A 22,914-nucleotide genomic window follows, 5' to 3' on the forward strand; every position below is an offset into this window, starting at 1 on the left:
ACACTTACATAAATTGGTATGGGTTATCTAACAAAAGCTGCCGGGAAAGAATTGAAATCGAACCCCCAAATCAGTGGCAGTACATAGTAGGTGTAAATGCTTATCAGCACCGTAGCGAAAATATTGAGCCAGACGCCTGCCCTCACCATGTCTTTCATTTGCAGGGTGCCGGAGCCAAACACAATGGCATTTGGAGCTGTGGCCACGGGGAGCATAAAGGCACACGAAGAGGCTATGGTCATGGGAACCATGAGCCCGTAGGGGTGCACACCAATGGCCTGCGCCAGTCCTGCCAGAATGGGCAGCATCAGCGTGCAGGTGGCCATGTTTTGTGTGAGCTCAGTCAGGTAGTTGACCAGCGCTACTACAATGAGCAGCATCAGCAAGGGATGCACGTTTTCTAATAGCGTAAGCCGCCCGCCAATCCAGGCGGTGAGGCCGGTTTCCTGGAAGCTACCAGCCACTGAAAAGGCACCGCCGAATAGCAGGATTACTTCCCAGGGGAGGCGCTTGGCTGTTTGCCAGTCCATGATCATCTCACCTTTTTTCTCCCGGCCAGGTACCAGAAACAGAACGGTGGCGCCAATCAGGGCAATGCTGGTGTCGTTGATCCCTGGAAAGATGGGAGCGATCAGGTAAGTCCTGAAAATCCAGGCTATTGCCACAAGAGAGAAAATCGCCATCACCCAGCGCTCCTCGTAGCCCATAGCGCCAAGTTGCCGAAGTTCGCCATCGATGATTTCTTTGGAGCCTTTTACTTTGATGCTGCTTAGCTTAAAGGCCCTATGGCTGAGATCCCACCAAAGAAAAGCACCCAAAATTATCGTAAGCGGCAACGCATAGAAAAACCACAGATCGAAGGGGATTTCAGCGCCATAGAACTGACCAGCTGCTTCCACAAAAATAAGGTTGGTAGGTGTGCCGACAATCGTGGCAATACCCCCGATAGAGGCGGCATAGGCGATGGAGATCACCAGTGCTTTGCCGAAATGAGAGGAAGTGGCATCGTCGGGATTGTTGAGCAGTTTGGTGAGCTGGTCGATGATACTCAGGGCAATGGGGAGCATCATCATGGTGGTGGCGGTATTGGAGATCCACATGGAGAGGAACCCGGTTGCCAGGATAAAGCCCAATAGGATCTGTTTTTGGTTGGTACCCGTGCGCTTGATGATATTGAGCGCAATGCGCCGGTGGAGGTTCCACTTTTCCATCGCCAAAGCGATGATAAAGCCCGCAATGAACAAGTAAATGATATTATTGGAGTAGTAGCCGGTTATCGAGGAAACCGGCATGGCACCGGTAGCGGAAAAGAGCAAAATGGGCAGGAGGGAGGTGATGGCGATGGGCACAGCTTCGGTGAGCCACCACAGGGCAATCCAGACCGTGCAGGCCACAACTATCCAGGCTTTGGGCTCTATATCAGCTGGCCCGCCAATGAGCAGCAGCAAAATGAAAAGGCTCGGTCCCAGGATGATAAATAGGCGCTTGGAGGCCAGCAGGCCTTTCAGGTCAATGTTCATGCGTGAAAAGATAGGAAGGGCAGGGGAGAAAGGAAAGAGGATTTGGGAGGATAGAAGGAGGAAGACCGTAGACCGGAGTCGGGAGATGATGTGGGAAGCGAACTGGTTTTTGTGTGGCTACTGGCCATATGCCTGATAGCAATGAAGACTCGACACCAGCTATATCGCAGCAAAGTGGAGATATCTTATGCGAAGAGCAAGTCTGGATTCATTAGGTTAGCTTAGCTGAACATAAATCTTTTGCTCGAAGGAGACTGTGGTGAATCTAATCTTGACGTCTGACGGCCCCACTGCAAGTAGCCTGCCTGCCTTACCGACGCCCGCTTCGGTCTCCCGTCTCCGGTCTTCCGACCCCTTCACTCCTCCCTTTCTCACTTTTCACAACTTTCTGTTTTACGTTTCAAAAAACTTCCCTAACATTGTACCCATTATGAAACTCGTCAAGGACATTGTGACCACCCGTCTCAGGGATATTGACCCCACAAAGGCTTAAACAGCCCCTGGGACAGACCTCTATCGGTCACTATTTTTCCTTTTTCACATTTTTTTTTCAATTCTTGACAAGTAATGACATCACTATACTATTCTATACGCAAATATTTGCGCTATTTTCTTGAAGCTTTAAAAGGCGGCGAGCAGGACTTTACCGAAGGTAATCTCAACAAAGCCATCTTTTTATTGTCGATTCCCATGATCATTGAAATGAGCATGGAGTCGATCTTTGCTGTGGTCGACGTATTCTTTGTAAGCAAAGTAAGCGTTAACGCCGTGGCCACTGTTGGCCTTACCGAATCGGTGATGATGATTGTGTACTCTGTGGCGGTTGGCCTGAGTATGGCTGCTACCGCTACAGTCGCCAGGCGTATTGGTGAGAAAAATGCTCAGGCAGCCTCTGTCGCAGCCGTGCAAGCCGTTATTCTGGGACTTTCATTTGCGCTCGTGATTGGCCTTGCCGGTGCCTTTTATGCCAGAGAGATTCTTCAAATGATGGGAGGAAGCCCTGAGCTCATTGCTGAAGGTTATGGCTATACCCGGTGGATTTTTCTCGGCAACGTGTCGCTAATGCTGATCTTTTTGATCAATGCTATTTTCCGTGGTGCTGGTGATGCAAGTATTGCTATGTGGGCACTTTTGCTGGCCAACACGATCAACTGTGTTTTGGATCCATTGTTTATTTTTGGATTTGGCCCAATACCTGCTATGGGTGTGGAGGGGGCGGCGATTGCTACCACCACGGGCAGATCAATTGGTGTGGTGTTTCAGGTTTATCATCTTTTCAAAGGCAGCTCCAGAATCAAAATAACCATCCAGTCTCTTGTGGTTAAATGGGACATTCTGGTGAATATGATCAAGGTGTCGGTTGGCGGTGTGGGACAGTTTCTGATCGAGTCTGCCAGCTGGATATTCCTGATGCGGGTGATGTCGCTGTTTGGCGAATCGGCCCTGGCAGGTTACACGATTTCGTTCAGGGTGCTGGTGTTTACACTCATGCCATCGTGGGGACTGGCTAATGCGGCTGGCACGCTGGTGGGTCAAAACCTTGGCGCTTTGAAACCCGACAGAGCGGAAACCTCTGTTTGGCGGACTGCGTTGATCAATGTGATCTTTCTCGGTATCGTAGGAGCTGTTTTCCTGATCTTTGCCGAAGAGGTGATCGCCATATTTACGCCGGATGAAGCCGTAGTAAGCTTTGGAAAACAAAGCCTTCAGGTCATTTGTCTGGGCTATGTGTTCTTTGCCTATGGCATGGTACTGATCCAGGCTTTTAACGGGGCCGGTGATACCAAAACACCTTCTGTGATCAATATTTTTGTTTTCTGGATCTTCCAGATTCCATTTGCTTACTGGCTGGCAGTGACGATGGAGTGGGGGCCTTCAGGAGTCTTCTGGGCCATTGCAGTGGCTCACTCGCTGCTTGCGATCATTGGGGTGATCATTTTCAAAAGAGGCAGATGGAAGACGGTGCAGGTGTAGCCTCTGGCAATGCTCGTGAAGACACAAGCAAAAACGGATTTTAAACTAGCTAAAGCTGGGTACCCTTACAGATAATTGACGAGCTTCTAATAAAAATGGCCAGTGGAGACACTGGCCATTTTAATGTAAGGTGACTTCGCAGCGTAGTGGGGCCGACGTGGAACGGAGTCTCCTTGATCTGGGTCAAATCACTGCTATCACCCAGGGGATGTCTCCCTCGTACCTCGGGGTCAACATGACGCTGGTGAGGAAAGGGATGCTGATGTCCCAATAGAGGATCACAATGGACATTCACCATTATTAGACCGCTACAGTTTTTTTCTCGGTGGCGCTTTGCATGGCCAGCTCTATGATGCGGATCACATCTCTGGACTGCCCGGCTGTGACTTCAAGTCTGCCGGTGCCATGGATAGCATCCCGCACATTGGCGTACAGTCCCGGGTAGTCGCCCACCTCTGATTCTATTTTGGCCACCATGTGCATGCCTTTGTAGTTGGTGTTGATCTTGCCCCAGATCTCTTCTGGTTCCACTCCCCAGTTGGGGGTTTCTGCAGGGATTTTCCCAGCCTTCAGCGCTTCTTCCTGCACGTCGATTCCACTTTTCACGAAGGTGCCCTGGTCGCCGTAGATCACGAACCGATAGCCTTGCTCCCGCACCAGCATGCCTGCTTTTAGCGTGACCTTAAGTGCAGGGTAATGCAGGATTACTTCAAAATTATCCACCGTTTTGGAGCCGGCTCTTTGCTGAGCAGTAAAAGCTGACACTTCTTTGGGCATTCCAAATAAGGTAAGTGCCTGGTCGATCAGGTGCGAGCCCAGGTCGTACAAAATGCCGGAGCCAGGCAAATCTTCCTCTCTCCACGCATTGGGCTTCAGGTAATTGCGGAACCGATCGTAGTGGATTTCCATCTCCACCACTGTACCCAGCATTCCTTCTTTTATCACTTTTCTGATCGTATTGAAGTCGCCGTCGAAGCGGCGGTTGTGGTGAACCGTGAGAACACGATTATGTTTTTTCGCTATAGCAATCAGCTCATCGGCGTCAGCAGAGGCAATGGTAAAGGGCTTTTCAACCAGCACATGCTTACCAGCTTCCAGCGCTCTTTTCGTCAGCTCAAAATGGGAGGTGTTGGATGTGGCGACAACAATCAGGTCGATGGCCTGGTCTTTAAAAAGGTCGTCGACATCCGTAACCACCGTGGCTTGTGGAAACCGCTGATTGGCCAGGGCAATATTCGCTGGTCTCGACTCCCGGATCTTATAGAGGTGGAGCCCGGGAACACTGACGATGATGGGTGCATGAAATACCTGACCGGCTATTCCGAAGCCGATCAGACCTACATTAAGGGGATTGTTTGCCATGGCCCGAAGGTAGGAAAGAAAAAGTGGCAGGGCAATGATGGGGCGGCTATAAAGGTAGTTTATACTGGTCTGTCAGGGGACAGGCCAGGGGTGAAAGCTCTTTGCATTAAGCCTCATTCGCCATGCCTTGTATCGTTTCAATCACTTTCTCCACTTCATCCAGCGGACGGAAGCCATTCGATACCAGGTAATAGCCCTGGTCGTTTTTCAACACTACTGTCGGAAAACCCTTCACACCGGCGCTATTGCTCCACTGGAAATCCTGTGTTGTCTGGTATTTCATTTCTTCCGACTCAAATTTTTCGATAAACGCTTTAGGGTCTAGTCCAAATTGAACAGCCAGCTCTTCGTAAACCGAATTGTCTGCGAAATCACGGCCATCCAGGTACTGCTTCTTTTGTAGCGCATGAGCAAAGGGCACCACCTGGTCTGGTAGAAAGCTTCTGAATGTAACCAGTGCCCTTGAAGGGGGCTCGGAGTTCATCTGCGTGTCGGAGGGAAGCAGCTCATTCAGATAGGGCTCTCCAAACTTCGCTCCAGTCATTTCTTCTACTCTTTTGTATGCCCCTGAAATATAGCCGTGCATAGTAGAAAAGGGAGCAATTCGGGTACCGGTGACCATGCCCCCGGAAATCACTTCGAAATTGAACTCATCCTTCCTTTTATTGAACAGGTCAACAATAGTCCCGCTAAAGCCATAGCACCAGCCACACAAAGGATCGAATATGTAAATGATTGTATCTTTCTTCATTGAATTAAATGTATATACATTCAATCAATTTCTCAAGCCAAAAGGTTCAGATGCTACAAAAACTCTGCTCTGATTTTTTCAGCGGCTTTAGCCAAGCCAGTGCTGGCCAGCTCCTCGTAAAGGTAGAAATGGGGGAGTTTAGGCAGATTGGGCAGACTTGGATCAATGACAAATTTTGGTGCATGGTCGGCAGTGTAATGCAGCAGGCTGGCGGCAGGATATACGGCCAGCGAGGTGCCTACCACCATGAATATATCCGCTGACATCACCTCTCTGGCAGCATCCTCTATCAATGGCACCATCTCACCAAACCAAACGATATTCGGCCTCAGCTGGGAACCTCTTTCGCATTTGTCGCCCAGCTTGAGTTCCCATCCGTCCATTTCATAGATGAGGTTTTCGTCCAGCGAGCTCCTTGATTGAAAAAGCTGGCCGTGCAGATGGATGATATTGGTGGAGCCGGCCATTTCGTGCAGTCTGTCTACATTTTGCGTGACAATAACGACTTCAAAATCCTTCTCGAGCTCAGCTAGTGCAAAATGACCTGGGTTCGGTTTGGCTTCCAGTGCTTGCTTCCGTCGCATATTGTAGAAGTCGAGCACCAGCTCCCTGTTGCGCCGCCAACCATCAATAGATGCCACCTCCATCACATCGAAGCCTTCCCAAAGCCCACCGGCATCCCGGAAGGTTTGGAGGCCGCTTTCTGCGCTGATGCCAGCTCCGGTAAGGACGACGATTTTTTTCATTTAGCTTGATTTCAGCGACCAATAAAGACAGGCGTTGATGGCCTCCTGACTAATGCTTGGATAAGAAAGAAGAATATCTGTTGAGGTTTCTCTCCAGACCTCAATTTTTCAACAATTAGGTCAACAGGGATTCTAGTGCCCCTTATGACAGGCTTGCCATACATGACTTTGGAGTCAGATGAGATGTATTCTTGCCAAAGCTTATTCATAGCTATTTATATCGAAGATAACACCAAAATCAAAGAATTCATTACTCATTCATGTTCTTAATCAACTGATGGAAGAACTGCACCACCTCTTTATAGTTGTCCACCGCCAGGTGCTCGTTGATGCCATGAAACCCTGTAGCGTTGTCGGGAGAGAGGCGGATTGGAAAGAAGCGATACTGGTTTTCTGACACATTTCGGTAGTGCTTGGTGTCGGTGCCTCCGCCGAGCAGGCCGGGCGTAACAATGGTGCCGGGCATTAGCTGCTTCACAGTTTTGGAAATTAACTGATACGAAGGTGAACGATGGTCAGCTACCACAGAAGGTTCGTTGATACTGCTTACCGGCTTCACTGTGATGCGATCATCTGCCACTACTTCGATGATGTGCTCCAGCACTTCCTGAGTTGTTTCTCCCGGCATCACCCTGAAGTTGACCACCGCAGTAGCGCTGGTAGGAATCACATTGTCTTTTACTCCGCCTTTGATGATCGTTGGTGCGGTGGTGGTGTGAGCGTTAAGCCCTTCCAGAATTTTGCCTCCCAGCAGCCAGGTGTTGGCGAAGGCCATTTTTTGCTTGAAAGGCATTTCTGGTCCAACAATATTGATTTGCTCCTGCAGGGTAGGTGTCATTTTGTAGGGAAACTGATTGGCTTCCAACTTCACAATGGCCGCTGCCAGAGAGCCTATAGTGTTGTTTTTTGGGGGCATGGAAGAATGTCCCCCTGGTGTGGTGATGGTGAGTTCATAGGAGATGAAGCCTTTTTCGGCTACGTTTATGACAGCCAGTGGCTTGCTCACGCCAGGCACCATACCGTCCGAAACATACCCGCCTTCGTCTACCACAAACTCAGCTTTGATCCCTTGCTCTTCCATGTACCTGCTAATGGCACCAGCACCCTGCTCGCCACCTACTTCTTCGTCATGCCCAAATGCCAGGTAGATGGTTCGTTTTGGCTGAAGGCCATCATTCAACGACATTTCCACCGCCTCAAGGATGCTCATTACGCCCACTTTGTCGTCCATGGTGCCACGACCGTAGATGAAACCGTTTTTGATTTCTCCTGAAAATGGCGGCGCTTCCCAGTTGGTTAGCGTACCTTCGTCAACCGGCACCACATCCATGTGCGACATCAGAATGACAGGTTTGGCGGAGGCATCCGTGCCTTGCCACTTATAAAGGAGGCTATACCCGGCAATCACGTTTTTTTCCAACAAGCTGTCGATCAAAGGAAAGGCCTCTGCGAGGAAATTATGAAAACCATAAAACTCCGCTGAGTCAGGGGTAGCAGGATAGCCAAACGAAATTGTTTTGTATCGGATGGCCTTTTGGAACCTTTCAAGGGCAGCATCCGGCACGTCGACCGGCGTGACCGATGCGACGTCAAATGTTTCGGAGGTAAAGGTCACGGTTTTGATAAGCACAACAAGTACAAGGAGCAAAACAGCAGCTCCGATAATAAGAAGTAATTTTTTCACAGTTACGGTTGGTTTGGAATGATCAACTTATGATGTCTATTTGACCTTCAATATAAATGATGAATATGGAATTGCAGAAACTTTGGGATGTTTAAAGTGCGTTCCCGGGTTGCCCAAAATTATATTTGCTTGCCGGGAATAGGTGTCTCATATAATTGAATGGTTTCAGTAGTGCCGTTTTGATAAAGTTGAAAATTAAGGCGCTTGTTACAGACTTTTTTGAAATTTTAGACACAAAATCATGTCTGCTGAGTTCTTTAATGAAAAGGTGTTGTGACTAATGTCGTTTATTTGTCGGTTGAATGATCAAACAAATCCCTGCCTTCTTGCTGCTATGTCTTTTGCCCTTTGGATCTGCGGATGCGCAGGGCTCAACCGGCGTGATGCCTGCCAGGTTGAGCGTTTCAACCGGCTTCCGCTCGTTTCTAATAAGAGACGAACTTGAGTCGTTTAGGAATTTTTCAGGTTGGGGCATTCCGGTGGGTGTTAGCTGGGACAAGGAGAGCAAATTTGGTGAGTGGCATTTGGCGGCAGCAGCAGCCATGGCGAAACTGACGGCTGATAACTCAAGGCTCGAAGTAAAAACCTTCGTGTCAAACGTTGATGTGCAGTACCTCACCAATTTATCCAGATCGAAGACCGACGGGCTGTCTGTGCACGGCGGCGTCAGCTGGGTGAATCAAGCCTCCTCCCGAACGTACGCATTTAACAGTCCCATCGGGGGGCAAGATCCGTTCACCGGAGAGTTTTTTTCTGCTCCTGAATTAATGCTCCAATTGAGAAATGTGTTTAAAAAAGGAAGGAGGCTTGAGTGGAACATTGCCTGGGGCCCAATGGCCTTTCTCATATCCAGAGACTATCATCCCATCAGGGGCTTTCAACGGTTCAGAGATGTTCCAAAGGGAATGGTGGTGGCCAATAATTTTGTAGACCTTACCTCCAGAGTTTGTTATTCCATGCAACTTACAGGCAAAGTGACTTTGTCAACCGCCTACAAATGGAGGTACCTTCGCTACGAACGAAACTATCCATTTCAAATGGCTAATCATGAATTATGTGTTTCAATCTCATGGGCTTCACGAAAATGACAAAAACTATAAGGTTGATTTTGGTGGGGATGATCCTTTTTGGATGCGAGCGTGCTTTTTTCGAAGATGAGCCTAAGGACACCTATGTCAGTAATTTTGAAGTATTCTGGTCTGAATTTGACCGTAACTATTCCTTCTTTGAGCTCAAAAACATAGACTGGGACTCCCTGTACGATGTTTATCGTCCCCTGGCAGAGCTGGCCGTAAACGACGATCAGTTTTTTCAGGTTTTGGCCAGGCTGTCGCTTGAGTTGAAAGATGGCCATGTGAATGTGGTCAGCCCCTATGGAGTATCAACCTATGATTTTGCAAATGGTGAAAAACCGGCCGGTGCTGAAAATGTTAAATCGCATCTTTTCAATGTGAAGCAGGCAGGGAGCTCCATTGAGTATGCCGAACTCATTCGGCAAAATGTTGGCTATATTCATATCAAGACCTTTGGGGGAGATATTGAAGACTATGAAAAGATAGACGATATACTTGAAGCGTTAAAAAAAGAAGATGGGCTTATTATCGATGTGCGTTCCAATGGCGGAGGAAGCACCACAAAAAGCCAGACGATCGCCAGCCGGTTTGCCGACAAAGAAAGGCTATACCTGAAAGTAAAGTACAAGAACGGCCCTGGGCACGGCGATTTTACCGATTGGGATGAAAGAACAGTGTCGCCTGAGGGGCCTTTCCAATACAAGAGACCTGTTGTGGTACTCACAGATAAAAAAACATATAGCGCCTCTGAGGAATTTGTTTTGGCCATGCGGCTATTTCCTCAGGTCACGATTGTGGGAGACACCACGGGCGGCGGGTCGGGAAATCCTATTTTGAGGGAGCTGCCAAATGGGTGGACATTCAGGCTTTCGAGCTGGATAGCAGCAGACCCTGATAACAATACCTATGAAGGAATCGGGCTCTTTCCCGACGTGGTGGTGTTAAATAAGTCGCAAAATCCTCTTGATGACACTGATTATGCCTTACTTGAAGCAATGAAGGTATTTGACAATCAGTAGGGAGGTCTACGATCTGTTTTTCGAGTACTTCTCCAGCCCTTTTTTGGCTTGCTCGCTTACCTTTTTCTTGAGAAAGGGAGTCCACCCCAAGAAGAGCCCCGTGGTGCCCAATGCCTGTCTGCTCCATTTCCAAAAATTGAAATAATCGGTGTGTTTGATGATTTTTCCATCTTTGAACTCAAAGTTGGCTGAAATTTCATTGTGGACCGTGTTGCCAGTGCCGCTAAAAAGGTAGTCGGCTGTCCAGTTGGCGGTTCCATTTGTGTCGCTGGCCTGCACGTTAGAAAATTTAATCAACAGGCTCTGCTTACCTCTTTCTATCAGCATGCGCCACATGTTCCTGGCATGTTCTCCTTTCAAAGTGCCGAAGACCGGGTCTGTAAACTGAATGTCGTCATGGTAGAGTGAAACCATTTTTTCGGCATCGTGATTGGCAAATGCTGTGTAAAAACTGTGGACTATTTCTTTGTTGTCGGCCATAATTTGAGGTGAACAAGTTTTTTAGTTTGATCAGATTGCAGAGAGAAACGGCGATTTCGTTGCCACTCTTCCCGCCGTTGATCAATTTATCAAATCTCTCTGTTCTGATTGGCAATATAGGGTGAAAGTTGCCCGGCATATCCCAAAATAGGGTGGTAAATCATTCATTATTGACCATTCAGTAATAATGACTCGTGGTAATTGCAGATAATCATTATCTTCAATCATCGACCCGTTGGGTTTTTAGTCACTACTTAAACACACTTCATCAATGAACAAATATCGCTATCTATTAGCCGCTTTGTTACTTTTTAGCAGCAGCATTTACGCTCAGCAAGTAACTCTCACCAAAGACCAGATCATCTCCATGACCTCCGAATGGAAGGGCGAAAGGCTGCCCGACGGCAGGCCTAAAGTCTCCGATGATCAGCTGGAACGCCTGAAAAACATTTCGATTGAAGAGGCTTGGGGTATCCTTCGAAACAAGGGATACCACAATCAGTTTGAAGGTGATTGGATGATCATGGACAATGAGAAGCCGATGACTGGTCGTGCACTCACTGTTCAATACATGCCTGCCCGATCCGATTACCATGAGATGATTATGGCAAAAGGAAAGGCTGAGAATCGTATTGGCAATTTTAATTCCTGGCCTATCGACATGCTGAAGCCAGGCGATATTTATGTGGCTGATAGCTACGGAAAAATTGTTGATGGCACGCTCATCGGTGACAATCTGGGCAACTCCATTTATGCCAAATCAAAAAATGGGGTCATCTTTTACGGCTCCGTACGTGATGAAGAGGGATTAGCAAAGATTGATGGTTTCAATATGTGGGTGAAGGGCTATGATCCCTCCTACATTCAGGGTATGATGCTTGGTGGTATCAACGTTCCGATAAGAATAGGAAGGGCTACTGTGTTGCCTGGCGATGCTGTTTTAGCCAAAAAAGGTGGCGTTATCTTCATTCCGGCACATCTTCTTGCCGATTTACTTATTAATGCTGAATTCATAGCGCTGCGAGACCAGTTTGGCCATCAGAGACTGAGAGAGGGGAGGTTTACGCCGGGGCAAATAGACCAAAGATGGACCGATGAAATCAAGAATGACTTTCTAAAATGGCTTGATGCTAACCCTGATAAAATCCCCATGTCAAGGGCAGAGCTAGATGCTTATATGAAAGACAGAACGTGGTAATTGAAATTTTCACTTGATAAAAACCGACTTATGATTAATCAAGAAAAAACACCCTCCGATAAGTACTTAGAAAAGCTTGGGATAAAAGATGAGTCTGTTGCTACACCAGAAGCAAACAGCAGTGAAGAAGGTGGCGACAATCGTCGTGACTTTATGAAAAAAGTGGGACTTGGCGGTCTTGCTCTGGGAGGCTTTATGTTTAGCAGCATAGAGGATACCATGGCACATTCTACTTCAAAAGTAAACCGCTATGCAGCTCCGTCTGATCTTAAAATTACCGACATGCGATATGCAGTGGTGATGAACGGCCATGCCCGCTGCCCTGTGATTAGAATTGATACCAATCAGGGCATTTCCGGCTATGGCGAAGTGCGTGACCAGGGCTCGTGGCGATATGCCATGTTTTTGAAGAGCCGCATTAAGGGAATGAATCCATGCAGTGTGGAGCAGATATTCAAACGCATCAAGCAGTTTGGCTACCATGGTCGCCAGGGTGGTGGTGTGTGTGCCGTGGAAATGGCACTGTGGGATCTGGCTGGAAAGGCCTACAATGTGCCAGCCTATCAGCTGCTGGGAGGTAAATTTCGTGACACAGTAAGGCTGTATGCCGACACCTCCATGGGCCGTGACCAGGCGGAGTTTGAGGCCAAGGTGGCCAAGCGAATGGATGTAGACGGGTTCACGTTCCTTAAAATGGACTTCGGTATTGAGCTTCTGAAGGATATTCCGGACACTGTAGCTAATAGTAACTTCTGGGACATTGGCCGCCAGTGGACCAACGACCCCATGACCTATGGTGCGGCCGAGCACCAGTTTACTCAGATCCAGATCACCGATAAGGGCCTTGACATTCTCATGGAGAGGATAGAGTTGGTACGTAAGAAAATTGGCTATTCCATTCCGCTGGCATCGGATCATTATGGCCATTTCGACCACAATAACGCCATCAGGCTAGGCCGGGCGGTGGAGAAGTATAGACTGGCATGGTTGGAGGATTTGATCCCCTGGAAATTTACTGAACAATGGAAAACCATTTCTGATGCCATCGAAACGCCAACCACAACAGGAGAGGATATTTACCTGAAGGAAGAGTTCATCAAGTTGATTGATGCGAGGGCCATTGATATTGTGCATCCTGACCTTGCTACTTCAGGCGGCCTGCTGGAAACCAAGAAGATTGGTGACTATGCAGAAGAAAAAGGTGTTGCGATGGCGATGCATTTTGCCGGAACGCCGATATCGTTCATGGCCAACGTTCACTGTGCAGCGGCTACCCAGAATTTCATGGCCCTTGAGCACCATTCGGTGGACCTGGACTACTGGCAGAATTTGGTGAAGATGACCGGCAAGGGCGTCATGATAGAAAAGGGTTTTGCGCCAGTGCCGGATGCACCTGGTTTGGGTGTTGAGCTTAATGAAGAAGTTGTGAAGCAGCACCTTGATCCTGAAAACAACAAATATTTCGCTCCTACGCCAGAGTGGGATGTAGAGAGATCATGGGACAGGCTTTGGAGCTGAGAAAGCCCGATGGAAGTTAATAAGGAAAGGCCCATCATGTGATGGGCCTTTTGCTATTTTGTGTTGTTGAGCTCTCTGAGCATTCCACCAAACACGAATCCGTGAATCGGGAAGATCGAATACCAGTAAAGCCTTCCCCATAAGCCTCTGGGGCGAAAAGTGGCCGTTTGACAAAGCACCCCGTCGTCTATCCTGAACTCCAGCCAGGCCTCGCCAGGCACCTTCATTTCGGCAAACAGCAATAGTCTTTTTTCTGCCCGGTTGGCATACAATACCCGCCAGAAATCCAATGAGTCACCCGCATTGATGTCATTTACGTTGGTTCTGCCTCGCCTGAGGCCCACACCACCCGCCAGCTTATCGAGAAATCCCCGAAGTTTCCAAAGCCAATTGCCATAGTACCAACCAGTTTCTCCGCCCAGCGCCCAAATGCGGTCGAACACTTTTACGCTGTCCTTCACTTTTACGCTTCGTTTGTCTTGCAGGCAGCCGTATACCGGTACTTCAATATATTCTGAAAGGTTTTCGCTGATTCGTCCGCTCACCAGGCTGTCTTTCCAACTTGAGGGCACTACATGCTGATTGATTTTTGAGAAAGCTTTGGCAAGCGACTTGGCATAGCTAATGGTCTTGATGCCCAGAAGTTTGGCCAGGCGGTCGTCGCTGCACACTACCTCCACTTTCATACTGTCGACTAGTGTTACCGCCAGTCGGTAGGAGGTAGAAGTAACAAAAAACAGCCAGTACGAAGAAAGTTTAGGCGTCATTATGGGCAGGGTAAAGACCCATCTTTTCAGTTTTCGTGCCTTGGCGAATCCCAGTAGCATTTCTTTGTAGGTCAGCACGTCGGGCCCTCCTATGTCATAGTTGTCGTTGTAGGTGGCTTTGTTGTGTAACACACTCGACAGAAAAAGAATGACGTCAGTAATGCCAATAGGCTGACAGCGGGTGTTGAGCCACCGGGGAGTGATCATCACAGGTAGCTTCTCCACCAGGTCTCTGATGATTTCAAAAGAAGCACTTCCTGACCCGACGATGATGCCTGCCCGCAAGGTGGTGAGCGCAAAGTTGCCTTGCGACAGGATGTTCTCCACTTCTTTTCTTGAAGCCAGGTGTTTTGAGAGGGTGTCTTCGTTCACAATCCCGCTTAGGTAGATGACCTGTTCGATTTTCTTGCCTGCTACTGCTTCGTTGAAATTGTGGGCGGACTCGCTTTCGAGCTCATTGAATTTGCCTGATGAGCCCGACATTGAGTGAATGAGGTAGTAGGCGGCATCGATATTTTCAGGAATGTTTTTAAGGGTGTCTTTTTTTAGAAAATCGACCTCCACCACTTTTATGTGCTCGATAAGCTGCTTTGGGGGATTGAAGCGGTTGGCGTCTCTTACGCAGCATATCACCTCATGGCCGTGGTTGACCAAAGCCGGAAGCAACCTTTTGCCGATGTAGCCGGTGGCGCCGGTCAGGAGAATTCTCATAGAATTGATTCAAGTTGAAAAGGGAGGAACCTTGTGCTATCAGTATAACCAAGGAAGTGCCGTTCTGTTTATTTGCCGGACGAAACGGCTTTAGTTTAAGGGCTGTCAGGGGACAGCCCTTGGATAGTATTGAGTACAATTTTCTTAGTTTGAGGCTTCACCCTTGGTCTGTCCCCTGACAGGCCAATCTACTGATCAATCCTTTTGCAAAGCTGCTCCATTACCCAGTTTGTTCTTGTGCCAGAAACGCCTGTGCTTGGACATTTTCCCTTGCCGGTCAGCTCGTCTACAATTGTTTGTATGAGGGGTTGCTGAATGTGCTTGGGGATATCAAAGGTCATCCTTTCAGCAGGCTTACCTTCCACTTTTAATGTTACGGAGTGGTCGCTGAAATAAGGGAAAGAGATCTCACCTTTGCTGCCAATGATGGTAGTTACCTCTTCGTCGGAAGCTTCGGAGGTAGCAAAGCACCAGGTTCCTTGTCCGAGCACACCACTTTCAAAAACGAATGAGCCAGTCACAATATCTTCTGCCGGGTAAATATCACCCTGGTTGGCGGCATAGCCATGGGCGTGTTTCACCGGGCCTAGCAGAAAGTCCAGAATATCCAGTTGATGGCAGCCGAGGTCGTAGAAATAACCACCGCCAGCCACATCAGGAAAAATGCGCCAGTTGTCGGGGTCATGCGCCGCACCTACAATATCAGGGTGCAGTGGTTTATTAAGCTTAACATTCACATACCTCACTTCACCAATAACTCCAGATTCGATCAGCGACTTCACCTTCAGAAAGTTGGGCAGCATTCTGCGGTAGTAGGCGATGAATAGCGGAACCCCAGCTCGCTTGCAGGCATCCACCATGGCCTGGCATTCTGATGTGCTCCGAGCCATGGGTTTTTCTACATACACTGGCTTGCCTGCTTTGATAGCTCTGAAAGTGTAGTCGGCATGGGAGCCAGGAGGTGTGGCGATATAGATGGCATTGACGTCAGGGTCGTTGATCAGCTTATCGGCATCGACATACCATTTTGGAACGCCATGACGTTTGGCAAAGTCAGCAGCTTTTTCACCATTGCGTCGCATGACAGCCACAAGGCTTGAGTTTTCTATCTTTTGGAAGGCTGGGCCGCTTTTTACTTCGCATACATCGCCCACGCCAATGATGCCCCAGCGAACTTCTTTGAGGGTGTTAAACATAAAATTTGAGTCTTTCGTAAAAGTTAAAGATAAAAATAAACCCCAGAACTACGGAGGCATTCTGGGGTTTGGGAGAATTCCCTGTATGTTTTGCTAGATCTATTGGCCTCTAGAACTCTATTCGATAACTCAGATTAGGCAAGAAGCCTAGTTGCTGAAACGTTTCAATTTTATCGGTTCTGCTATCAAAGTATTCCCCAAACACATTGTATCTGGCTGTTACATTCTGGACATTGATTGAAAGGATGGACGAATGCCCGGGTTTGTTGCGGCGGTAGCTTATGCCAACATCCAATCGGGCATAGTCTGGCAGGCGTTGGTCATAAGCATTTGTATAATCTAACACTGTTCTGTCCTCAGCGATGCTTTGCCCAAGATTAATCGGCACTTTCCGGTTGCCCCCAGCATAAATCACCCGGGTATTGAAGCCGAGAAGGTTGTCCTTTGTTCTGCCAACCTTAAATTCTTTGCCAGCAATAAAATTACCGGTGAAGTTTCCGTTGAAACGTGTGTTTCGTTCGATGCCATCCGCCCCGGTATACTTCGACTGGTACAGTGAAGAAGTCACCGTATAGTAAAAGCCGTTCGTTAAGAACTTTTCAAGCGTTAGTTCGAGGCCATAGTTGCGCCCGGTTCCGTCGTTGGTTAACGGACGAGTCGTGTAGCCATCTTTGGCGTTCAGTACACTAAATGTTGGCGCCCATTCATCCGTATTTGTCACTTGTGCAATCGGTACATTATAAAGATGCTGATAATAGGCTTCGGCTTTCAGCCGAACGTTGTCCGTTAGCTGTTTTTCATAACCAAGCACAAAATGCCCGGCTTTACTCATCTCGAGGCCCTTGTTGTGCTGAACCAGGGTTCCATCTTCAAGGGTTTCGTTAGCCAGATAGAGCGACGCCGATTCAAGGCGGCTGTGAAGCCCAATGCCTACAGTTATCGATGAACCCTTGGCCACCGCCCATTTTATTCCAAAACGTGGCTCCAGCGCATGCTGGTTTTTCAGAAAAAGGTGCGAATAGTGGAACCCTGTGTTCAACGTGAGGTGCTCACCTGCCCGGTATTGCCATTGTGAGAAACCCTGAAGGAACATCATGCTGCCGTCTGCTTCCAGTCCCGTGTAAGTGGTATCATCAATATTGTGGTAGTAGCTCGAAATAAGGTCGTAGCCGAGGGAGCTGGCAATGATACCTGAACGCAGCGTGTTACGGGCGTTGAACTTCTGATTGAGCATTGTAGACAGTCGATAATCCTTTTTCAGAAAGGATTCCTTGTTGTATACCTGTAGTTTCAGAGAGTCTTCGTCATAAGCGTTTCTGCCCCTGGACGCAGTTAGCTTGGTTTCAATGAAGGTGTCTTTGTTAACAAAGTACACATGCGACAAACCAGCCACGCCCATGTCGGATCGGAAGTTGCTGTTAAACGGGTAGTCCTCTTCGAGGTTGGCTGCCTCGGTTTGTCTGCTCAGGCCGCCAAGCCCCCATAATGAGAAGGCGCCTGCTTTTTGGGTGGGTAGGTGAATTTTGTACGAAAGATCCTGGAACACGATCTCCTCATCACCAAAAATGGGTAACAGCCCCATTTGGTCAAGTAGCGAAAGGGTAGAGTAACGATAATTCACCAGATAAGAAGCTTTTCCATTTTTCTTCAGCGGACCCTCGGCGGCGAAAGCAATACCCAGAACGCCGGCTTGAAATGCATACTCACGCTTATCTATATTTCCCTTGCGCAGGTTAATGTCGAATACCCCACTCAGGGCATTGCCATATTGGGCCGGAAAGGCCCCTGTATAAAAATCTGAATTGGCCAGCATATTGTTGCTCAGGATGCTGATGCCGCCAGCTGCAGAGCCCTCTTCTGCAAAGTGATTCGGGTTTGGTACTTCCACACCCTCCACTCTCCATAATAATCCTCTGGGCGAGTTTCCCCGGATCACGATTTCGTTGGTGATATCGTCGCCACCACCACGCACACCCGCAAACGAGGCAGCCGCCCGGGCCGGATCATCAAAAGTTGCCGCATAACGGCTTGTTTCCTCCACGTTGATGGATTTTGCGCTTACAGTGGCAAAGTCGTTGAGCGGAGCCCCTTTGTCTTGTTCCGAGGCGGTGACAACCACTTCCGCCATTTGAACAATGGATTCGGTCAGGTGAACGTTTAGTACCACTTCCTTTCCAGAGCCAACCAGTACTTCCGGGATCACTTTGTTTTCATAGCCAACAAATGAAACCTGTACATGATGGCGCCCAACAGGTACTTTTTCAATTTTGAAATAGCCGTCAAGGTCGGTTACCGCACCTTTCATGGGGTTGCTGTTGACGATCATTACCGTGGCGCCGGGAACAGGTGCCAAAGACTGTGCATCCAGCACCTGGCCCTTCACTGTTTGAGTTAAATCCTGACTGGCAAAGGCAAAAGAATATCCTGAAAGCAAGCTGCTCAGCAGCAAGCATTTAAAAAAATTGTGCATATGTCTATTTTGAGTTTTAAACTTGCTACAATGACGGTAACCGCTACCAAAGGTTTCCAAACAATTGTTTACCTGATGATTTTTTTGACAAAAAGGAGGGACTGGTTGACGAAACCGTTAGTCGTATGGAAGGTGGTAAATAGTTCTACTTTAGGTGCCAAATAATTCACCAGAGTATACAGAGCCATAAAACTTAAACTATTCGTTACTTCTTTCAACAGGATTCATTTAATTCAGTTCTCCTTTGAAACAACACTGTGAAATATTTTAATCATGGACAGACGAACCGCCCTTAAACAAGCCGCCCTTTTTGCTGGTGGAGTGGCGCTCCTGCCATCTTGCTCTTTCGGACCGGAGCGGGTGGCCATGGCACTTAACAATTTGCAGATAGCTGCTGATCAGCAGGATTTGCTCGCCAAAATTGTGCAAACCATTATCCCTTCAGGAGAAATTCCCGGTGCTGACGAGCTTGAAGTCTACAAGTTTGTGCTGGTGATGGCCGACGATTGTATGGACAAGAGCGAGCAGGGTGTATTTACGAGTGGTCTTCAAAAATTTGGCCCTTTTGTTAAGGAAAACTTCGACAAGGCGTTTGCAAAAGGCGACCAGGTGTATAAAGAGAAAGTACTGACTGATATCATGGCTATGGATGATGCTGAAGAGACAGCTAACCCCGGCCTTAAAGACATCAAGTCTTTTCTGGGAACCATCAAACGGTATTCCATACAGGGATACATGTCTTCTCAGTATATCCTGACAGAGAAATTCCCCTACAAACATGTGCCAGGTCCATTTGAGGCATGTGTATCAACTGACGGTTTAATTGTAATGTAATGGCAAATTTTAATATAGACAGCACCAAAGAAAACACCTATGACGCCATCGTCGTAGGATCAGGTATGAGTGGAGGATGGGCTGCCAAAGAGCTGGCAGATAAAGGCTTGAAAACGCTGATTCTTGAGCGGGGAAGGGATGTGAAGCACAATGTAGATTACCCAACCACCAATATGATGCCCTGGGAGTTCAAGCATCGGATGCAGGTGCCGCAGGAAATAGTGGACGAGAATCCGATAGTAAGCAAGTGTTACAATTTTCGGGAAGATTCAATGCACTTCTTCGTGAAAGACAGGGAGCATCCCTACGTGCAAGAGAAACCCTTTGACTGGATCAGGGGCTACCAGGTGGGAGGCAAGTCCATTATGTGGGCGAGACAGACCCAGCGCTGGAGCGACTTCGACTTTGAGGGCCCGGCCAGAGATGGCTTCGCAGTCGATTGGCCAATCAGGTACAAGGACATTGCTCCCTGGTACAGTTACGTCGAGAAGTTCGTAGGCATTGCCGGCTTCAAAGACGGGCTTCCTAACCTTCCTGATGGCGAGTTTTTGCCAGGCTACGACCTGAATTGTGTGGAAGGCTACTTCAAGGAGAAAGTAGAGTCGACCTATAAGGATAGAAATATTATCTCTGCCCGTTGTGCCCACCTTTCCGAGCCTCAGCCTATTCACTTGGAGCAGGGAAGGGGCCAGTGCATGAACAGAACCTTGTGCCAGCGTGGGTGCCCTTTTGGAGGCTACTTCAATAGTAACTCGTCTACGATCCCCTGGGCACTGAAGACTGGAAATGCAACGCTAAGACCATTTTCGGTAGTACATTCCCTGATCTATGATGATGCAAAAGAAAAAGTGACTGGTGTAAGAGTAGTCGATTCCGAATCGAAGGAAATGATCGAGTATTATGCCTCTATTGTGTTTGTGAATGCAGGCGCACTCAATACCAACCTTATTCTTCTGAATTCTACTTCGAACCGATTCCCTAACGGACTGGGCAACGACAACGGCCTCCTTGGAAAGTATGCTGCTTTCCATAACTACAGAGCCAGGGTTTCTGCCCGATATGAAGGGTTTCCTGATAAAACAACAGTAGGCCGTCGTCCCACCAGCGGGTATATACCTCGTTTCCGCAACGTGTATAAGCAGGAAACAGACTTCCTTCGGGGTTACGCTGCCGGCTTCAGTGCCGGCCGCCAGGTGGACAGGAACTATGATGGAGTTGGTGAGTCACTCAAATCAAATTTACTCAACCCTGAATGGGGTGGATGGAGAGTAGGCTCGCATATGATGGGGGAAACTATTCCGAAAGAATCTAACTACTGGGGCATTGACCTAACGCAGAAAGACGAGTGGGGCATTCCATTGCTGAAGGTCAATGTGGACTATGACGACAACGACGAGAAAATGGTCGCCGACTACATAGAGCAGCTAACGGAGATGTTCACAATGGCTGGCTTTACCGACATTCAGTCGAACGATTCCAAACAGGCACCTGGCCTGGATATCCACGAAATGGGCGGTGTGCGCATGGGCAAAGACCCTAAAACATCGCTGCTTGACAAGTGGAACCGGATGCACCTGGCCAAGAATGTTTTCGTTACTGACGGTGCTTGCATGACCTCCACCAGCACACAAAACCCCTCGCTCACCTACATGGCACTAACAGCCAGAGCGGTGGATTTTGCGGTGAAGGAAATGCCGAAGGAGACGACTTAGAAGATAACCGACTACAGCAAAATAACATAAATGAAATGGTGAGCCGACGCTCACCATTTTTTTACAAGAAAAGCGTAAGCGACAGAATACTTCCGAGCTGCTCTCTGACAAACTTGGTGGCTTTGAGTAACTGGGTCTTGGTTGTGTTTTCACTAATTCCCATGTTTTCGCTGATCATTTTTATACTCTGCTGATCCATGATCCTTCTCTGGAAAATTTCTTTTCTTTTTTTCGGAAGCTTGTCCATTACAGCTTCGATATTTCTCAAACACTCCCGGAAGCTGATCTCATCCTGAGTGGAATTGTCGAGGTTAGAGATCAACTCTTTCAAGTCAGTTTCAATGGTGTGAACTCTTGCTATTTTTTGCAGTTGCTTGAATGAAAAATCTCTGGCAATTTTATAGATGAGTCCCTCTAATGACAGAGCGAGATCTAACGTATTTCTCTTGTTCCAGATTGTAATGAAGGTGTCCTGCGTAATTTCTTCGGCAATTTCTTTCGACTTGCAAATCTTAAAAGCAAAGAAATACACCCTCTGAAAATAGTTGTGGTACAACTCTTCAAAAGCCTCTTTGTCGCCGTTTTTGATGGCTTCAACTAGCTGAGGGCGTAGCATTATGTAGGTGTGTTGTAGGTATTAGTTATCTCCTAATGTCGAAAAATAGTTTAGAAATAAAAAAAAGTTACCAGCTCAGTCACCCGTTCGTCTGGCTTTTGGGAGATATATACAAAAGGGTAACCAAGTGAAGACTAGAAAAAAGCAAGAGCTATTTCAAAAGTACCTTTCAGGTCGGGCCAGCGACAAGGAAGTTGACCTGTTGATGCGCCTGATTGATGAAGGGGGTACGGATGACCTTGGCCCGCAAGCGGAGATCATATGGAATGAAAGCCATCTGTTTCCTCAGATGGAAGTTGAGGTCACTGAGCGTTTGACAAATCGCATTGCTGCCTCGCTAGACCAAATGAAAGAGCAGAACCTGCCTAAGACGCTGAGAGTAATGCCTTACTGGCTTCGTGTAGCCGCTGTTTTAGTTCCGGTGGCAGTTTTTAGTGTTGTTTTCTATTTGATCAAGGGAAAGGAAACCTCACTTGTTGCCACTGAACAAGTGGAAACAATTACTTATGTCGAAAAAATCAACCCAAAGGGCCAAAAGTCAACTATTATCCTTTCTGATGGTAGTGTTGTGACCTTGAACGCTGACAGTAAGCTCGTTTATCAGGAACGGTTTGAGGGTAAAGAGCGAAAGGTGACTTTGGAAGGTGAAGCTTTTTTTGATGTGACTAAAGACCCCAGCCGCCCATTTATTATAGAGACCGAACAGTTGATTACAAGGGTTCTGGGCACTTCGTTTACCGTCAGAGCCTATCCGAATGCTGAAGGGGTTAAGGTGGCAGTAGCAACTGGTAAAGTGTCGGTTGAGAAAGCTGGAGGGAAGAAATCAGGAAATGACGGGGAGACTTTGGTATTAGTGCCTGGTGAGATGGGCGTTTTTGAAAAACTTCACCGTACACTCAACAAAGAATCATTCGATGAAAGGGATTTATTCGAATGGAAAGAAGGCTTGATATATTTCGAAAACGCCGAATTCGGAGAAGTATTGGAAAGGCTGGAACAGTGGTATGGCGTTAGCATCAAAGTTGAAAAGAGGATATCGCTAGAAAAGGATTTCAGTGGCGCTTATAAAAACAAGCCTTTGGAACTCGTGCTGGAAGGATTGGCATTCGTCTACGATTTCGAATATGAAATCAAAAGCAAGACCGTAAGAATTTATTAACGCCGCTTTGGACAACAACTAAAATTAACCAACGATAAGCTTATGGAAATAAACACAAGTTAAAAAAGAGTCTCATGAAGCCGACAAAACATGGGGATGGCTTGACGGCAATCATGAGACAAAG

20 protein-coding genes are annotated in these 22,914 nt (G+C 47.7%); 8 read left to right on the plus strand and 12 right to left on the minus strand.

Translation table 11 applies throughout. The annotated features are described in order from the left end of the window. Positions 1-23: 23 nt before the first annotated feature. Positions 24-1,520, minus strand: a complete 1,497-nt coding sequence (locus GC130_RS10715) for a DASS family sodium-coupled anion symporter (RefSeq protein ID WP_151998299.1) — start codon at positions 1,518-1,520, stop codon at positions 24-26. A gap of 216 nt (positions 1,521-1,736) precedes the next feature. Further along, on the minus strand, positions 1,737-1,895 hold the full coding sequence (locus GC130_RS28590; protein WP_193217829.1) for a hypothetical protein: 159 nt from the start codon (positions 1,893-1,895) through the stop codon (positions 1,737-1,739). A gap of 192 nt (positions 1,896-2,087) precedes the next feature. Here GC130_RS28590 and GC130_RS10720 point away from each other — a divergent pair, with 192 nt between their 5' ends. Next, the gene (locus GC130_RS10720; protein WP_151998300.1) at positions 2,088-3,494 is read left to right on the plus strand and encodes an MATE family efflux transporter; all 1,407 of its coding nucleotides are present in this window, start codon (positions 2,088-2,090) and stop codon (positions 3,492-3,494) included. A gap of 300 nt (positions 3,495-3,794) precedes the next feature. Here the strand turns inward: GC130_RS10720 and GC130_RS10725 are convergent, their stop codons facing one another. The 5 genes from GC130_RS10725 to GC130_RS10745 all read right to left on the minus strand — a co-directional run bounded on the left by GC130_RS10725 (position 3,795) and on the right by GC130_RS10745 (position 8,037). Continuing rightward, positions 3,795-4,856, minus strand: a complete 1,062-nt coding sequence (locus tag GC130_RS10725) for an oxidoreductase (RefSeq protein ID WP_151998301.1) — start codon at positions 4,854-4,856, stop codon at positions 3,795-3,797. 106 nt (positions 4,857-4,962) lie between these two features. Next, entirely contained in the window at positions 4,963-5,607 is a 645-nt protein-coding gene (locus GC130_RS10730; RefSeq protein ID WP_151998302.1) for a DsbA family protein, read from the minus strand. Between the two features lie 53 nt (positions 5,608-5,660). Then, positions 5,661-6,353: an NAD-dependent deacylase gene (locus GC130_RS10735; RefSeq protein ID WP_151998303.1), complete on the minus strand. Its 693-nt coding sequence runs from the start codon at positions 6,351-6,353 to the stop codon at positions 5,661-5,663. An 11-nt stretch (positions 6,354-6,364) separates the two neighbouring features. Continuing rightward, a complete protein-coding gene (locus tag GC130_RS29235) occupies positions 6,365-6,562 on the minus strand; it encodes a DUF433 domain-containing protein (RefSeq protein WP_151998304.1) in 198 nt (65 codons plus the stop codon). A gap of 41 nt (positions 6,563-6,603) precedes the next feature. After that, positions 6,604-8,037, minus strand: coding sequence for a M20 family peptidase (locus tag GC130_RS10745; RefSeq protein WP_151998305.1), 1,434 nt, complete (start codon positions 8,035-8,037; stop codon positions 6,604-6,606). A 302-nt stretch (positions 8,038-8,339) separates the two neighbouring features. On the opposite strand from GC130_RS10745, the gene GC130_RS10750 reads away from it, so the two are divergent. Both GC130_RS10750 and GC130_RS10755 read left to right on the plus strand, forming a co-directional pair. Next, positions 8,340-9,125: a hypothetical protein gene (locus GC130_RS10750; RefSeq protein ID WP_151998306.1), complete on the plus strand. Its 786-nt coding sequence runs from the start codon at positions 8,340-8,342 to the stop codon at positions 9,123-9,125. Continuing rightward, positions 9,122-10,129: a S41 family peptidase gene (locus GC130_RS10755; RefSeq protein WP_193217830.1), complete on the plus strand. Its 1,008-nt coding sequence runs from the start codon at positions 9,122-9,124 to the stop codon at positions 10,127-10,129. The genes GC130_RS10750 and GC130_RS10755 overlap by 4 nt, the downstream gene beginning before the upstream one ends. A 6-nt stretch (positions 10,130-10,135) precedes the next feature. On the opposite strand, the gene GC130_RS10760 is transcribed toward GC130_RS10755, so the two are convergent. Next, on the minus strand, positions 10,136-10,609 hold the full coding sequence (locus tag GC130_RS10760) for a nuclear transport factor 2 family protein (RefSeq protein WP_151998308.1): 474 nt from the start codon (positions 10,607-10,609) through the stop codon (positions 10,136-10,138). A gap of 271 nt (positions 10,610-10,880) precedes the next feature. Here GC130_RS10760 and GC130_RS10765 point away from each other — a divergent pair, with 271 nt between their 5' ends. Further along, positions 10,881-11,807: an RraA family protein gene (locus tag GC130_RS10765; protein ID WP_151998309.1), complete on the plus strand. Its 927-nt coding sequence runs from the start codon at positions 10,881-10,883 to the stop codon at positions 11,805-11,807. A 30-nt stretch (positions 11,808-11,837) separates the two neighbouring features. Continuing rightward, complete coding sequence (locus GC130_RS10770) at positions 11,838-13,325, plus strand: mandelate racemase/muconate lactonizing enzyme family protein (protein WP_151998310.1); 1,488 nt, start codon at positions 11,838-11,840, stop codon at positions 13,323-13,325. A gap of 53 nt (positions 13,326-13,378) precedes the next feature. Here the strand turns inward: GC130_RS10770 and GC130_RS10775 are convergent, their stop codons facing one another. From GC130_RS10775 to GC130_RS10785, 3 genes are all read right to left on the minus strand, one after another. Further along, on the minus strand, positions 13,379-14,803 hold the full coding sequence (locus GC130_RS10775) for an SDR family oxidoreductase (RefSeq protein WP_151998311.1): 1,425 nt from the start codon (positions 14,801-14,803) through the stop codon (positions 13,379-13,381). Positions 14,804-14,991: 188 nt separating this feature from the next. Beyond that, positions 14,992-15,999 carry a Gfo/Idh/MocA family protein gene (locus tag GC130_RS10780; protein WP_151998312.1) on the minus strand — a complete coding sequence of 336 codons (1,008 nt, stop codon included), beginning with the start codon at positions 15,997-15,999 and terminating at the stop codon, positions 14,992-14,994. Between the two features lie 109 nt (positions 16,000-16,108). Further along, the gene (locus GC130_RS10785) at positions 16,109-18,469 is read right to left on the minus strand and encodes a carboxypeptidase-like regulatory domain-containing protein (protein WP_151998313.1); all 2,361 of its coding nucleotides are present in this window, start codon (positions 18,467-18,469) and stop codon (positions 16,109-16,111) included. 273 nt (positions 18,470-18,742) lie between these two features. Here GC130_RS10785 and GC130_RS10790 point away from each other — a divergent pair, with 273 nt between their 5' ends. Next, positions 18,743-19,303, plus strand: a complete 561-nt coding sequence (locus tag GC130_RS10790) for a gluconate 2-dehydrogenase subunit 3 family protein (RefSeq protein WP_151998314.1) — start codon at positions 18,743-18,745, stop codon at positions 19,301-19,303. Further along, positions 19,303-21,015: a GMC oxidoreductase gene (locus GC130_RS10795; RefSeq protein WP_151998315.1), complete on the plus strand. Its 1,713-nt coding sequence runs from the start codon at positions 19,303-19,305 to the stop codon at positions 21,013-21,015. Before GC130_RS10790 ends, GC130_RS10795 begins: the two co-directional genes overlap by 1 nt. 61 nt (positions 21,016-21,076) lie before the next feature. Here GC130_RS10795 and GC130_RS10800 read toward each other — a convergent pair whose 3' ends face one another. Further along, entirely contained in the window at positions 21,077-21,631 is a 555-nt protein-coding gene (locus GC130_RS10800; protein ID WP_151998316.1) for an RNA polymerase sigma factor, read from the minus strand. Between the two features lie 127 nt (positions 21,632-21,758). Between GC130_RS10800 and GC130_RS10805 the strand changes: the two genes are divergently transcribed. Continuing rightward, positions 21,759-22,790 carry a FecR family protein gene (locus tag GC130_RS10805; protein WP_151998317.1) on the plus strand — a complete coding sequence of 344 codons (1,032 nt, stop codon included), beginning with the start codon at positions 21,759-21,761 and terminating at the stop codon, positions 22,788-22,790. Positions 22,791-22,914 lie beyond the last annotated feature (124 nt).

The sequence above is a fragment of the Imperialibacter sp. EC-SDR9 genome (assembly GCF_902498805.1).
GTDB lineage: Bacteria > Bacteroidota > Bacteroidia > Cytophagales > Cyclobacteriaceae > Imperialibacter.